Genomic DNA, 12,464 nt, shown 5'->3' on the forward strand with positions numbered 1-12,464 from the left:
GATCCTTGGAAGACCGACCAAGTGTTTTAAATCGCAAGAGGCACACATGCAGTATTCCATCGCGTCACCGTCACGGATTCCCAAGGATGATGAATTAGGCGAACAGAGCGGCCTGAATAACAGCCTGCCCTTCGTGATGAAACTCGTTCGCACTGAAGAGCAATTGCTGAAAGTGTGTGAATTGAGGTCGGTAGCCTATGGACACCATTTGCCCCACATGGCCGAAAACATGTTGATTCCCGACGCCCTGGACAAATCACCTGGCACGGTGATTTTCCTGGCGGAAGACAAAATCACGGGTGAGGCGATTGGCACAGCGCGACTGCAGAGCAATTCGCACCAGCCACTGCTGTTGGAAGGCAGTGTCGATATTCCGGATGATTTGAAGAACCAAGCCTTGACGGAAATCACCAGGTTTTCGGTCAGGCCTGGGTATAACCAGTTCACCACTCGGCAGGCGTTAATCAAGGCCTGTTATCTGTACTGCTGCGCCATGCAGTTGCCCTACATTTTGATCGGGGCCCGCCGTCCGCTGGATCGGATTTATGAATCGCTGGGGTATGTGGATATCTTTGGCGATGGCCGCAAGGTCCCTTTGAAGCACGCTGGCGGTATTGAGCACCGGGTGTTGAAATTCGACGTCTACGGGGCTGAGAGAAAATGGCACGCCAACCAGCACCCGCTGTATGGCTTCATGTTTAAAACGCACCACCCTGATATCCAGGTGTTTTCAGCGGTGAGTTCCGGGTGGGCCCGGCCGCGCAGGGCCGATCAGGCCGTCGGCATCAGGGACATGGACGGCGCGGCCAAGGGCAGGTGAGCCAGCAGCACCGACAGCAACTGGTCTTCGCGGAAGGGCTTGGGCAGGTGGGCGTCCATGCCCGCGCCCAGGCAGCGTTCGCTGTCCTCGGCCAGTGCGCTGGCGGTCAGCGCCACCACCGGGGTGCGGGCCAGTCCGCGTGACTGTTCGTCTGCCCGGATCTGGCGAGTGGCCTCGAAGCCATCCATGGCCGGCATCTGGCAATCCATCAACACCAGATCAGGACGCGGGTTGTTGCCACACATGCGGTTCACCACCTCCAGGCCATCGGGCACGTGTTCCACGGTCAGGCCGTGGCGGCGCAGCAGGGCCTCCACCACCATCGCATTGACCTCGTTGTCTTCGGCCAGGAGCACATGGCCTTGCAGGGCCACTGGTGTGCGGCCCACGTCCGCCGGCACAGGCGCGCCGGTGTCGTAACGTTTGGGGGCCAGCGCCTGCGAAGCGGTGTAGGCCGGCAAAGGCAGGATGACCTCGAAACTCGACCCCTGGCCCTGCACGCTGGAGCAGGTGATCTCGCCCTGCATGGCCCGGCAGATCTCGCGCGAGATGGTCAAGCCCAGCCCTGTGCCGCCAAAACGCCGGCCCAGCGAGTTGTCCACCTGGTGGAAGGGGTCGAAAATGGTCGACAGGTCTTGTGGTGCGATGCCGATGCCTGAGTCGGACACCCGCATCACCATGGCCCCCGGTTGGCCGTCCTGGTCCACCATGCGGTGGGCGCTCAGGCGGATCTGGCCCCGCTCGGTGAACTTCACCGCGTTGCCGATCAGGTTCAGCAGGATCTGGCGAACCCGTGCCGCGTCGCCCACCACATGGCAGGGGCGCGGCAATTGCACCTGGGTGATCAGCGTCAGACCCTTGCCCGAGGCGGTGACCGAGGTCAGCGCCACCAGGTCATCCAGCACATCGCTCAGATCAAAAGGCTGGTTTTCGACGGACAGGTGCCCGGCCTCGATGCGCGAAAAATCAAGGATGTCGTTGATGATGGACAGCAGGTGCTCGCCTGAACGCTCGACCAGGCCCAGGCGCTTGCGGTTTTCAAGGTCCAGGTCGGCCGACTGGATCATGCGCGTCAGGCCCAAGATGCCATGCAATGGGGTGCGCAGTTCATGGCTCATGGTGGCCACAAACTGGCTTTTCATCGCATTTTGACGTTCGGCCAATTGCAGGGCCGCTTCACGTTCATGGGCAATTCGGTCGGTGACGAAACGCAGGCGAATCAATTCCACAATGTGTTTTTGTCCTCGCCAGGCCACGCACAGCAGGCAACTCAAAAAAACCAGCAAGCCCGCGCCCGTGTACAAACTCAGCGGATCGTGCCGGTTCAAAAACACAAAAGCAGCCGGCAGGACCATGGGCGCGCAATATGCGACGTTATTGATCCAGTTGGAATGCAGCGTGAAGGTGGCCAGGGTGGCCACGCCCGCCAGACCCACGCCAATCAGGGTGGAGGTCAGCAAATCATTGGCCGGCGTCAGCCAGATTCCGGCCAGACCCCACACGCAACCGTCCAGGAACATCAGCCCCAGGGTGGCCCTTTGCCAGTACCGGGTCACGGGGGCGCCCCGGTATTTGTGCCACTCTTGCTGGATGATCCGGGGAACCGCGATGCCTATTTTCAGGCCCAGCCACCAATGCACCAATGAATTGGCCACCTGGTGGTGGAAGAACAGCGTGGTCAGCACCGCGAACAGCGTCGCCGCCACCGTGGCTGGCGTCGCCATCGCCATCATCATTCGGAACTGTTCCGCCTTGATTTTCTGGCGGAGTTCCGGATCCAATTCCAGGAAAGATTTGGGCATGGACTTGCGGTTCATAGCGTTACAGCTCACCACGAACAATGGAATATATGAAAAGCGGCCCACAGCCGCGCATTCAGAGATCCATTCTGACAAGTATTCGTGACAATTGTCGCGCCGAGTAAAAAAACCCCGCTCCATTTTGAGCCGCCTTTCACTTGGCGTCAAACATCTCGCGTGCGGGTGGTTCAGCACCTTCACCTGGGGGGCACGTTTATCCCGGCAGATCAGTAGAATCCACCCCAGTCGTGCGGCGGCCTGCGGTCTGCCGTGCTTTGCATTTTTTCCATCATCCATTCGACTCATTGGGGGTTCACATGCCACTCGTTTCCATGCGCCAACTGCTGGACCATGCCGCCGAAAATGGCTATGGCATTCCGGCGTTCAACGTCAACAACCTGGAACAAGTGCAGGCCGTGATGTCTGCCGCCGACGAAGTCGGCGCGCCGGTCATCCTGCAAGCCAGTGCGGGTGCCCGCAAGTACGCCGGTGAATCCTTCATCAAGCACCTGATCCAGGCCGCGGTGGAAACCTATCCCCACGTCCCCTTGGTCATGCACCAAGACCACGGCCAGTCACCAGCGATCTGCCAAGGCGCAATCGACCTGGGCTTTGGCTCGGTGATGATGGACGGCTCGCTCAAGGAAGATGGCAAGACCCCCGCCGACTTCGCCTACAACGTCGATGTGACCCGCCGCGTGGTGCAACTGGCCCACAAGGTTGGCGTGACCGTTGAAGGCGAACTGGGCTGCCTGGGCAACCTGGAAACCGGTGAAGCTGGCGAAGAAGACGGCATTGGCGCCGAAGGCAAGCTGGACCACAGCCAGATGCTGACCGACCCTGAAGAGGCCGCCATCTTCGTGCGCGAAACACAGCTCGATGCGTTGGCGATTGCCATCGGCACCAGCCACGGCGCCTACAAGTTCTCGCGCAAGCCCACGGGCGACATCCTGGCCATCTCGCGTGTCAAAGAGATCCACAAGCGCATCCCCAACACCCACCTGGTGATGCACGGCTCCTCGTCGGTGCCCTCCGAGTTGCTGGCCATCATCAACCAGTACGGCGGCAAGATGAAGGAAACCTACGGCGTGCCGGTGGAAGAGATTCAAGAAGCCATCAAGTTCGGCGTGCGCAAGATCAACATCGACACCGACATCCGCCTGGCCATGACCGCCGCCGTGCGCAAGTTCCTGTTCGAGAACCCAGACAAGTTCGACGCCCGCGAATGGCTCAAGCCCGCCCGTGAAGCCGCCAAGCAGATCTGCAAGCAGCGCTACATGGAGTTTGGTTGCGAAGGCCAGGGCAGCAAGATCAAGCCCGTGTCCCTGGTGGACATCGCTGCCCAATACGCCAACGGCAAGCTGGCCCAAGTGGTGGCCTGATACCCCGCCCCCACGCGGCGCTTTACAGCGCGGCTGCCACAAGAAGCCGACACCAGCGTTAAGCTTGGGGTCGGCTTTTTTCTTTGGAGAACCAACCCATGCTCAAGCTCCACGGCTTTTCCTTGTCCAACTACTACAACAAGGTCAAGCTGGCCCTGCTTGAAAAGGGCGTGCCCTTTGAAGAGGTGTTGGTGCCGACGGCGGGCTGCCCGGTGGACCGGGGGATGTCGCCACTGGGCAAGGTGCCCTACCTGGAGACCGAGCACGGCAGCCTGTGCGAGAGCCAGGTGATCCTGGATTACATCGAGGCACGCTACCCCACGCCAGCCTTGCTGCCCACCGATCCCTGGCGGGCCGCCAAGCACCGCGAGATCATCACCTTCCTGGAGCTGCACGTCGAGTTGTGCGCGCGCCAGCTGTACGCGCAAGCGTTTTTTGGAGGCACCTTGCCCGACAAGTTCCTGGCGCGCGTCAAGGGCGACCTGGTCAAGAACCTGGCGGCGTTCAAGCCTTTGGCGGTGTTCGGGCCCTATGTGGCTGGCGACACCTTCTCGGCTGCGGACTGCGCCGCCTATGTGCACCTGCCGCTGGCGGGCTTGGCCACCAAGATCGTCTATGGCGAAGACCTGGTCGTGGCGGCCGGCATCGACTGGAAGACCTATGTCAAGCTGATCGAGCAACGCCCCACGGCCCAGAAGGTGGCGGCCGACCGCAAGGCGGATCAGGCGCGCGCCACCGCAGTCACCAAGGCGGCTGCAGCAGGAGGTTGATCACATGAAGTTGCGGTATCTGTATCTGTTTGCACTCACAAGCCTGGCCTTGAGTGGTCAAGCCGCCTTGGCCCAATCCGCCTTGCCGCCTGTGGCGCCCGGTGTGCCCCCGCCGCCCAATGTGAAGCTGGACCATTGGCGCTGGGAGTTGGGGCTGGGGGCCAGTGTGTCCTCGGGCAACACAGAGGCCTCCAGCGCCACTTTCAACGCCGACGGTGCGCGCCTCAGCGCCCATGGCAAGTGGACACTGAATGGCCGGCTGCTCTACGCCAAGGATGCCAAAGGCACCACGGCAGAGCAGGTGGCTGCCGACAGCCGCTATGACCACAACGTGACCCCGTTGGTCTTTTTGTTTGGCCAAGTGGGCGGCTTGCGTGACCGGCCGGCCAACCTTGACCTGCGCGTCACCGCAGGGGGCGGCGCGGGTTACCACGTCATCGAAACGCCGCAGACCATCTTCGACGTGACCATGGGCCTGGGCTATGCGCGCGACCGCTACACCCAGCCCAAGGTGGTGAACGACCAGAACCGCGAAACCCTGGACCGGGTCGAGATGCTGCTGGGTGAGAACTCCAGCCACCGCCTGACCGACAACACCACCTTCAAGCAGCAACTGGCCTTGTCCCCGGCGTTGGATGGCAGCGGCTTGCGCGCCGAGTGGAAGGCTGGTCTGGCGGTGGCCATGACCGCCAAGCTCAAGCTGTCCGTCAACGCCAGCATGCGCTACAACGGCGACCCCGGCGTTGGCGTCAAGAAGACCGACACCCTGGTGGTGACCGGCGTGCAATTGACCCTGGACTGACGAGGCGAGGCACAATGGCGGGCTGGGGCCGCGAGCGGCGCCAGCCGTTGTTGATGAAGATGAAAGCCGACCTTTGATGACTTCCGCCCTGCACACCTCTGCCCTGCAATCCCTGCCCCTGCTTGCCCGTGGCAAGGTGCGCGACAACTACTCGGTGGGCGAAGGCCGCATCCTCATGGTCGCGTCCGACCGGATCAGCGCTTTCGACGTCATCATGGGCGAGCCCATCCCCGGCAAAGGCGCCCTGCTCACGCAGATGGCCTTGTTCTGGTTCGATCTGCTCAAGGACATCGTGCCCAACCACCTGACGGGCGACGATCCGGTCAGCGTCGTGTCAGCCGCCGAGCGCGCGCAGGTCGAAGGCCGTTCCATGCTGGTCAAGAAGCTCAAGCCCTTGCCTGTGGAGGCCGTGGTGCGCGGTTACCTGGCCGGCAGCGGTTGGAAGGAATACCAGCACAACGGCGAAGTCTGCGGTGTGAAGCTCCCCGCCGGACTGAAGAACGCCAGCAAGCTGCCCGAGCCCATTTTCACGCCCGCCACCAAGGCGGAAATGGGCGACCACGACGAGAACATCAGCTTCGACAAAATGGTGGCCATCATTGGCCGCGATCTGGCCGAGCGCGTGCGCGATGTGTCCATCCAGCTGTACAAGGCCGCGGCCGACTACGCCCTGACCAAGGGCATCATCATCGCCGACACCAAGTTCGAGTTCGGCCTGGACGAGCAGGGCACGTTGACCTTGATGGACGAGGTGCTCACGCCCGATTCATCGCGCTTCTGGCCTTCGGAAGGCTATGAAGCGGCGTTCAAGGCCGGGGCCAATCCGCCCAGCTACGACAAGCAGTTTCTGCGCGATTGGCTGGAGCAGGCCCAGGTCAATGGCCAGCCTTGGGACAAGACCGCTCCGTCGCCCGCGCTGCCGATCGAGGTGATCGAACACACGGCCGCCAAATACCGCGAAGCCTTGACGCGCCTGACCGGCGCCTGAGCTCGGCTCAGCGACGACGGGGCGGCTTGGTGTCCAAGCCCAGCAGCGCATCCTGCTCGGCCTTCTCAGCCGCCCGGATGGCGGTCAGCTCGGCCTCACGCAGGGCCACTTCTTCGGTCGACGCCCAGCCGCGCAGCATCACCGCCGCTTCGCCCACGCCGGTTTTCTTGACCGACGAGAACAGCATGATGCGCATGTCGGAGGCTTCAGTCTCCAGGGCGCTCAGCACCTCCTTGGCCTCGCGCAGGGCGGCGTCGGCCTCCTTGCGGTTGAGCTTGTCGGCCTTCGTCAGCAGCACCAGCAGCTTGACCTCGCCCATGCGCACGCGCGGGCCCACGAATTCCAGCAGATTGCGGTCCAGCTCGGTGAAGCCATGGCGCGAATCCACCATGTGCACCACACCGGTCAGGTTGCGGCGCACGGCCAGGTACTGGGCCATCACTTCTTGCCAGCGCAGCTTGGCAGTGCGGTCCACGGCGGCATAACCGTAGCCAGGCAAGTCAGCCCAGTGCAGGTTGGGTGCGGCCTTGGGGCCCACCTGGAACAGGTTGATGTGCTGGGTGCGGCCGGGCGTCTTGGAGGCAAACGCCAACTGGCGTTGCTGGGCCAGCGTGTTGATCGCGGTGGACTTGCCCGCGTTGGACCGGCCCACGAAAGCGACCTCGGGTAACTCCGAGGGTGGGAGTTGTTCCAGCTTGGCCGCTGTGGTTAAAAACCGAGCCGTGTGGGTCCAGGCGAGGGCGTCTTTCGGGGAAATCGTAGGTTCGGTCATCAGGCATTGTAAAATCAATGAGTTTCACAGTCCAAACCCACACACCGTCATGAAGCGTCTTTCCAGTCTGATTGCCCTTGCCTCGATGGTCTTGACCCTGTCGGGTGTGGCCCATGGTTCTGAAGCCAAAGCCCCCGCCAAGCCTGATCTGGCCGCGGGTGAAGCCAAAGCCACCGCGGTGTGCGCCGCCTGCCACACGGCCGATGGCTCGCGTGGCGCAGCCACCTACCCGATCCTGCAAGGTCAGCACCCCGAGTACCTGGCCAAACAGTTGACCGAGTTCAAGCAAGGCGTGCGCAAGAACGCGGTCATGAACGGCATGGCCGCCCCGCTGACGCCTGAGGACATCCGCAACCTGTCGGCGTTCTACGCCAGCAAGAAGGCCAAGGATGGCTTTGCCAAGAACAAGGACACCGTCGCCCTGGGCGAGAAGATCTACCGTGGCGGCATCGCCAAGAAAACCGTGCCGGCCTGCGCGGCCTGCCATGGCCCCAGCGGCTCGGGCATCCCGTCGCAATACCCACGCCTGGGCGGTCAGCATGCCGACTACGTCAAGGCCCAGTTGACTGCCTTCCGCCAGGGCGATCGCACCAACAATGCGTCCATGTCATCCATCGCGGCCAACTTGAGCGACAAGGAAATCGACGCCTTGTCTGACTACATCGCGGGTCTGCGCTGAAACCCGCGCGGCCCCGACAAGGCAATCATCCAGGCGGGGCCACCAGGCTGCCGCCTTTTTTTGTGCGCGTGAATTTGGCAGACACATGAGCTCTCTTGCAGATTCCCCGATGACACCTCCCCCAGCGCGCTCCTTGCGAGGCGATTTGCTGGAGCTGCTCTCGTCCATGCGCTTTGCGATCTCCCTGCTCACCGTGATCTGCGTGGCCTCGGCCATTGGCACGGTGGTGCGCCAGGGCGAGCCGGCCACCAATTACGTCGAGCAGTTCGGGCCCTTCTGGGCCGAGGTGTACGGCGCCCTGGGCCTGTACCGCATTTACAGCTCGCCCTGGTTCTTGCTGATCCTGGCGTTCCTGGTCACCTCGACCAGCTTGTGCATCGCCCGTAATGCGCCCCGCATCCTGGTGGATTTCCGCAACCACAAGGAGGGCATCCGCGAGCAGGCCTTGAACGCCTTCCACCACCGGGCCGAAGGCACCCTGGCCACGCCCTTGGCCGAGTCGCAGGCCCGGGTGCAGCAGTTGTTGTCCAGCACGGGCTGGTCCATCAAGAGCCAGGTGCGCACGGGCGGCGCGGGCAAGGCGGCGGGCGTGATGATCGCGGCGCGTCTGGGGGCGGTGAACAAGCTGGGGTACATCGCCGCGCACTCGGCCATCGTGCTGGTGTGCGTGGGAGGCCTGTTCGATGGCGACCTGATCGTCAAGGTGCAGGCCTGGGCGCAGAATCTGCAGCCCTTCAGGGGCGGGGCTGTGACCGAGCAAAGTCGCTTGAGCGTGGGCAACCCGGCATACCGGGCTCAGCTGTTCGTGGCCGAGGGCCAGCGCTCCAACTCGGCGGTGTTGAACCTGGACAAGGGCATGCTGCTGCAACCCTTGCCCTTCGAGGTCGAGCTGAAAAAATTCAATGTGGATTACTACGCCACGGGCATGCCCAAGCGCTTTGCCAGCGACATCGTGATCCATGATCCGCGCACCAACACCACCAAAGCGGCCACGGTCGAGGTCAACCACCCGGTGGTCTACGACGGCGTCACCATCTTCCAGTCCAGCTTTGAAGATGGCGGCTCGCAGGTCAGCCTCAAGCCGGTGTTTTTGCGCGGCGAGGGCCTGGGCACGCAGCCTGAGTTGATCCATGGCGTGGTCAATGGCGACGCCCTGCCACTGGCCACCGATGCCCAAGGCCAGGTCAAGATCGAGATCACCGGCCTGCGCGTGATCAACGTCGAAAACCTGTCCGACGCCAGTGGGGGCGAGGACAAGACCGATGTGCGCGGCGTGAACCTGGCCGACCTGAGCAAGCACCTGGGCTCGGGCGCCAAGCCGCCGGGCGACAAGAAGCTGGTCAACGTGGGCCCTTCAGTGACCTACAAGCTGCGCGACGCCGCCGGCCAGGCCCGCGAATACCAGAACTACATGGTGCCGGTGAACCTGAATGGCCAGGCCATGTTCTTGCTGGGTGTGCGCGACACGCCGTCCGACAACTTCCGATTCTTGCGCGTGCCGGCCGACGAGAACAACAGCCTGGATGGCTGGTTGCGCCTGCGCCGGGCCCTGGGTGACGAGACCATGCGCCGCGAGGCTGTGCGACGCTTTGCCGTGCATGGCGCACCACCAGAGCGGCCCGAGCTGGCGGCCCAACTGGCGGTGTCGGCCCAGCGTGCTTTGGACTTGTTTGCGGGCGCCATCGTCGCACCGCGGGCGCCAGGGGAGCCTGCATCCACGCAGCCGCCAGGCGGCCTTCAGGCCCTGTCGGATTTCATCGAGCAAGTGGTGCCCGCGCCCGAGCGCGAACGCACTTCCGAGACCCTGGTGCGCATCCTCAACGGGGCCCTGGCCGAGCTGATGAACCTGAGCCGTGAAAAGGCGGGGCTGTCGCCCTTGTCGATGGAAGCCGAATCGGCCCGCGCCTTCATGACGCAGTCGGTGCTGTCCATCTCGGACGCGTTTTTGTACCCGGTGCCCGTGGTGTTGATGCTGGATGGCTTCGAGCAGCGCCAGGCCAGCGTCTTCCAGGTCACGCGCACCCCAGGCCGCAATGTGGTCTACCTGGGATGCGTCTTGCTGATTGTCGGCGTTTTCGCCATGCTCTACATTCGCGAGCGGCGTCTGTGGATCTGGCTGCACAGCGGCGATGCCGGTGGCGGCACGCAGGTCAGGATGGCTTTGTCGGCCACCCGACACACCCTGGACACCGACGCCGAATTCGAGCGGCTCAAAACCGCTGTGCTGACGCCCGCTGCGCGCGTCTGAATTGAAAGAGTAGTGAGTGAGCCCACCATGACGACTTCTGCACACCCCTTGCCCGCGCCTGGCGGCTGGCGCCGTTCGCTGTTCGACTGGGCTTTCGCGGCCCTCGTGGTGGCCTTGGGGGGCTGGGCCTTCCATGCCCACGGCGCGTCGATGGACATCTACGAGCGCGGCATCCTGGCCGCGGCGGTGCCCAGCGTCATCGCTTTGGCGTGGTTCTGGGGCCCCATCCGCGTGCTGCTGTTGTTGTCTGGCCTGGCCACCTGGGGCGCGATGACTTTGTACCTGCGCGCCACCGACGACTATGGCGCCGACCTGGCGCAGGCCGACAAAGTGTTCTGGCTCAAGTACTTCCTGTCCAGCCAGAGCGCCATCCTGTGGATGAGCGTGCTGTTCTTCATGAGCACCATCTTCTATTGGATCGGCGTGTTCAGCAAAGGCGTCACGGGCGCACGACTGGGCTCGCGCATCGCCTGGGCGGGCGTCTTCATGGCCCTGGTCGGCACCTTCGTGCGCTGGTTCGAGAGCCACCAGATCGCGCCCGACATCGGCCACATCCCCGTCAGCAACCTGTACGAAGTGTTCGTGTTGTTTTCGTGGATGACCACGCTGTTCTGGCTGTACTACGAAGACCGTTTCGCCAAGGCCGGCCAGTCGTTGATGGCCCTGGGTGCCTTTGTGATGCTGGTGGTCAGCGCGGCCGTGGGCTTCCTGCTGTGGTACGCCCTGGAGCGTGGTGCCAGCGAAATCCAGCCCCTGGTGCCTGCCCTGCAAAGCTGGTGGATGAAGCTGCATGTGCCAGCCAACTTCATTGGCTATGGCACCTTCTCCATGTCGGCCATGGTGGCCTTTGCCTACCTGATCAAGACCCACGCCACCGAGACCCGCTGGTACAAGCTCGCGCCCTTGTGGCTGATTGGCGTGGCCCTGTGCTTCGAGCCCCTGGTGTTCCGCAGCAAGCCCGGCGCCGAGCAGGCCATGAGCAGCTATTGGGCCGTTTACTTCGGCATCGCCGCCGTGGTCGTGGCCGCCATCCTGGGCGCGCGCCGCAAGCTGGCCGCGCAGTTGCCCGACTTCGCGGTGCTCGATGACGTCATGTACAAGGCCATCGCCGTGGGCTTTGCCTTTTTCACCATCGCCACCATCCTGGGTGCCTTCTGGGCGGCCGAGGCCTGGGGCGGTTACTGGAGCTGGGACCCCAAGGAAACCTGGGCCCTGATCGTGTGGCTGAACTACGCGGCCTGGCTGCACATGCGCCTGATGAAGGGCTTGCGAGGCACCTTCGCGGCCTGGTGGGCCCTGGGTGGCCTGCTGGTGACCTCGTTTGCATTCCTGGGCGTGAACATGTTCTTGTCCGGCCTGCATTCTTACGGCCAGCTGTGAGCGGCGCTTCGTGGGTGACGCCCGAGTTGCGGGCGCAATTGCGCACCGACGCCTGGTTTGGCAGCCTGTCGTCCGGCCTTGAAAACGACCTGCTGGCGTTGGCCACGCCGCGCCGCCTGAAGGCCGGCGAGCACTTGTTCTTTCGCGGCGACGCGGCAGATGGCATCTACGCCGTGCTGGAAGGCAGCTTGCGCATCTCGGGCGTGACCGAGGCGGGCAAGGAGGCCATCTTGTCCCTCGTGGAGCCGCCCATGTGGCTGGGCGAGATCGCCTTGTTCGACCACCTGCCCCGCACCCACAACGCCGTGGCCGATGCCGCCACGCGCTTGCTGTTCGTGCCCATGGCACCGCTGAACGAACTGCTGTCGCGCTGCCCCGTGTATTGGCGCGACTTTGGCGTGCTCATGTCCCTGAAGGTGCGCTTTGCCTTCATCGGCATGGAAGACCTGGCCTTGCTGCCGGCCGACTTGCGCCTCACGCGCCGCCTGGTGATGCTGGCCCATGCTTCGGGCAAGGGAGACGCCTGCGTGCTGCCCATCAGTCAATCGCAGCTGGGCATGATGCTGGGCCTGTCGCGCCAGACCACCAACCAGATCCTGCAAAGCCTGCAGGACCAAGGGGTGGTGCAGATCGCCTATGGGCGCATCGAGGTGCTGGACCTGGCGCAGCTGGTGGCGGTGGCGGGGCTGTCCACCGCGGACAAGGCCTTGTTGGGGCAGATCGGGCCCGCGATACGCTCATCTGCGGGGTGATCAAAGGGGGTGCGATGCCACCCGCTCCACTACACTTTGTGAGTCCCCAAGGGGCTTCAAATCAACATGTCA

Annotated in this window: 11 protein-coding genes; 9 read left to right on the forward strand and 2 right to left on the reverse strand. The window is 63.3% G+C overall.

The window, feature by feature from the left end:
- The first annotated feature begins 46 nt into the window (after positions 1 to 46).
- Complete coding sequence (locus LQ232_RS00030) at positions 47 to 820, forward strand: hypothetical protein (protein WP_230177098.1); 774 nt, start codon at positions 47 to 49, stop codon at positions 818 to 820.
- Here LQ232_RS00030 and LQ232_RS00035 read toward each other — a convergent pair.
- A complete protein-coding gene (locus LQ232_RS00035) occupies positions 772 to 2,622 on the reverse strand; it encodes an ATP-binding protein (RefSeq protein WP_230177100.1) in 1,851 nt (616 codons plus the stop codon). The genes LQ232_RS00030 and LQ232_RS00035 overlap by 49 nt on opposite strands.
- 314 nt (positions 2,623 to 2,936) lie before the next feature.
- Between LQ232_RS00035 and fba the strand changes: the two genes are divergently transcribed.
- From fba to LQ232_RS00055, 4 genes are all read left to right on the forward strand, one after another.
- Entirely contained in the window at positions 2,937 to 4,001 is a 1,065-nt protein-coding gene (gene fba / locus LQ232_RS00040) for a class II fructose-bisphosphate aldolase (protein ID WP_230177102.1), read from the forward strand.
- Between the two features lie 98 nt (positions 4,002 to 4,099).
- On the forward strand, positions 4,100 to 4,771 hold the full coding sequence (locus LQ232_RS00045; RefSeq protein WP_230177104.1) for a glutathione S-transferase family protein: 672 nt from the start codon (positions 4,100 to 4,102) through the stop codon (positions 4,769 to 4,771).
- A 4-nt stretch (positions 4,772 to 4,775) separates the two neighbouring features.
- Entirely contained in the window at positions 4,776 to 5,573 is a 798-nt protein-coding gene (locus LQ232_RS00050; protein WP_230177105.1) for a YdiY family protein, read from the forward strand.
- 76 nt (positions 5,574 to 5,649) lie between these two features.
- Positions 5,650 to 6,561 (forward strand): phosphoribosylaminoimidazolesuccinocarboxamide synthase, encoded by a 912-nt coding sequence (locus LQ232_RS00055; protein WP_230177106.1) that lies wholly within the window; start codon positions 5,650 to 5,652, stop codon positions 6,559 to 6,561.
- 7 nt (positions 6,562 to 6,568) lie between these two features.
- Here the strand turns inward: LQ232_RS00055 and yihA are convergent, their stop codons facing one another.
- The gene (gene yihA / locus LQ232_RS00060) at positions 6,569 to 7,333 is read right to left on the reverse strand and encodes a ribosome biogenesis GTP-binding protein YihA/YsxC (RefSeq protein ID WP_230177107.1); all 765 of its coding nucleotides are present in this window, start codon (positions 7,331 to 7,333) and stop codon (positions 6,569 to 6,571) included.
- Between the two features lie 49 nt (positions 7,334 to 7,382).
- Here yihA and LQ232_RS00065 point away from each other — a divergent pair, with 49 nt between their 5' ends.
- The 4 genes from LQ232_RS00065 to LQ232_RS00080 all read left to right on the forward strand — a co-directional run bounded on the left by LQ232_RS00065 (position 7,383) and on the right by LQ232_RS00080 (position 12,392).
- Positions 7,383 to 8,012 carry a cytochrome c gene (locus tag LQ232_RS00065; RefSeq protein ID WP_230177108.1) on the forward strand — a complete coding sequence of 210 codons (630 nt, stop codon included), beginning with the start codon at positions 7,383 to 7,385 and terminating at the stop codon, positions 8,010 to 8,012.
- Positions 8,013 to 8,121: 109 nt separating this feature from the next.
- Positions 8,122 to 10,260 carry a cytochrome c biogenesis protein ResB gene (locus LQ232_RS00070; protein ID WP_230177109.1) on the forward strand — a complete coding sequence of 713 codons (2,139 nt, stop codon included), beginning with the start codon at positions 8,122 to 8,124 and terminating at the stop codon, positions 10,258 to 10,260.
- Positions 10,261 to 10,287: 27 nt separating this feature from the next.
- On the forward strand, positions 10,288 to 11,640 hold the full coding sequence (gene ccsB, locus LQ232_RS00075) for a c-type cytochrome biogenesis protein CcsB (protein WP_230177110.1): 1,353 nt from the start codon (positions 10,288 to 10,290) through the stop codon (positions 11,638 to 11,640).
- Complete coding sequence (locus LQ232_RS00080; RefSeq protein ID WP_230177112.1) at positions 11,637 to 12,392, forward strand: Crp/Fnr family transcriptional regulator; 756 nt, start codon at positions 11,637 to 11,639, stop codon at positions 12,390 to 12,392. The genes ccsB and LQ232_RS00080 overlap by 4 nt, the downstream gene beginning before the upstream one ends.
- The last annotated feature ends 72 nt before the right edge of the window (positions 12,393 to 12,464 follow it).

Origin of the sequence: Aquabacterium sp. CECT 9606 (assembly GCF_918741295.1) — a bacterium.
GTDB lineage: Bacteria > Pseudomonadota > Gammaproteobacteria > Burkholderiales > Burkholderiaceae_C > Aquabacterium.

Bases quoted from the DNA above. Each gene is read 5' to 3' on its own strand.
- yihA (WP_230177107.1), bottom strand. From the start codon at position 7,333: ATGACCGAACCTACGATTTCCCCGAAAGACGCCCTCGCCTGGACCCAC.
- LQ232_RS00070 (WP_230177109.1), top strand. From the start codon at position 8,122: ATGACACCTCCCCCAGCGCGCTCCTTGCGAGGCGATTTGCTGGAGCTG.
- LQ232_RS00065 (WP_230177108.1), top strand. From the start codon at position 7,383: ATGAAGCGTCTTTCCAGTCTGATTGCCCTTGCCTCGATGGTCTTGACC.
- LQ232_RS00055 (WP_230177106.1), top strand. From the start codon at position 5,650: ATGACTTCCGCCCTGCACACCTCTGCCCTGCAATCCCTGCCCCTGCTT.
- LQ232_RS00050 (WP_230177105.1), top strand. From the start codon at position 4,776: ATGAAGTTGCGGTATCTGTATCTGTTTGCACTCACAAGCCTGGCCTTG.
- LQ232_RS00030 (WP_230177098.1), top strand. From the start codon at position 47: ATGCAGTATTCCATCGCGTCACCGTCACGGATTCCCAAGGATGATGAA.
- fba (WP_230177102.1), top strand. From the start codon at position 2,937: ATGCCACTCGTTTCCATGCGCCAACTGCTGGACCATGCCGCCGAAAAT.
- ccsB (WP_230177110.1), top strand. From the start codon at position 10,288: ATGACGACTTCTGCACACCCCTTGCCCGCGCCTGGCGGCTGGCGCCGT.
- LQ232_RS00035 (WP_230177100.1), bottom strand. From the start codon at position 2,622: ATGCCCAAATCTTTCCTGGAATTGGATCCGGAACTCCGCCAGAAAATC.
- LQ232_RS00045 (WP_230177104.1), top strand. From the start codon at position 4,100: ATGCTCAAGCTCCACGGCTTTTCCTTGTCCAACTACTACAACAAGGTC.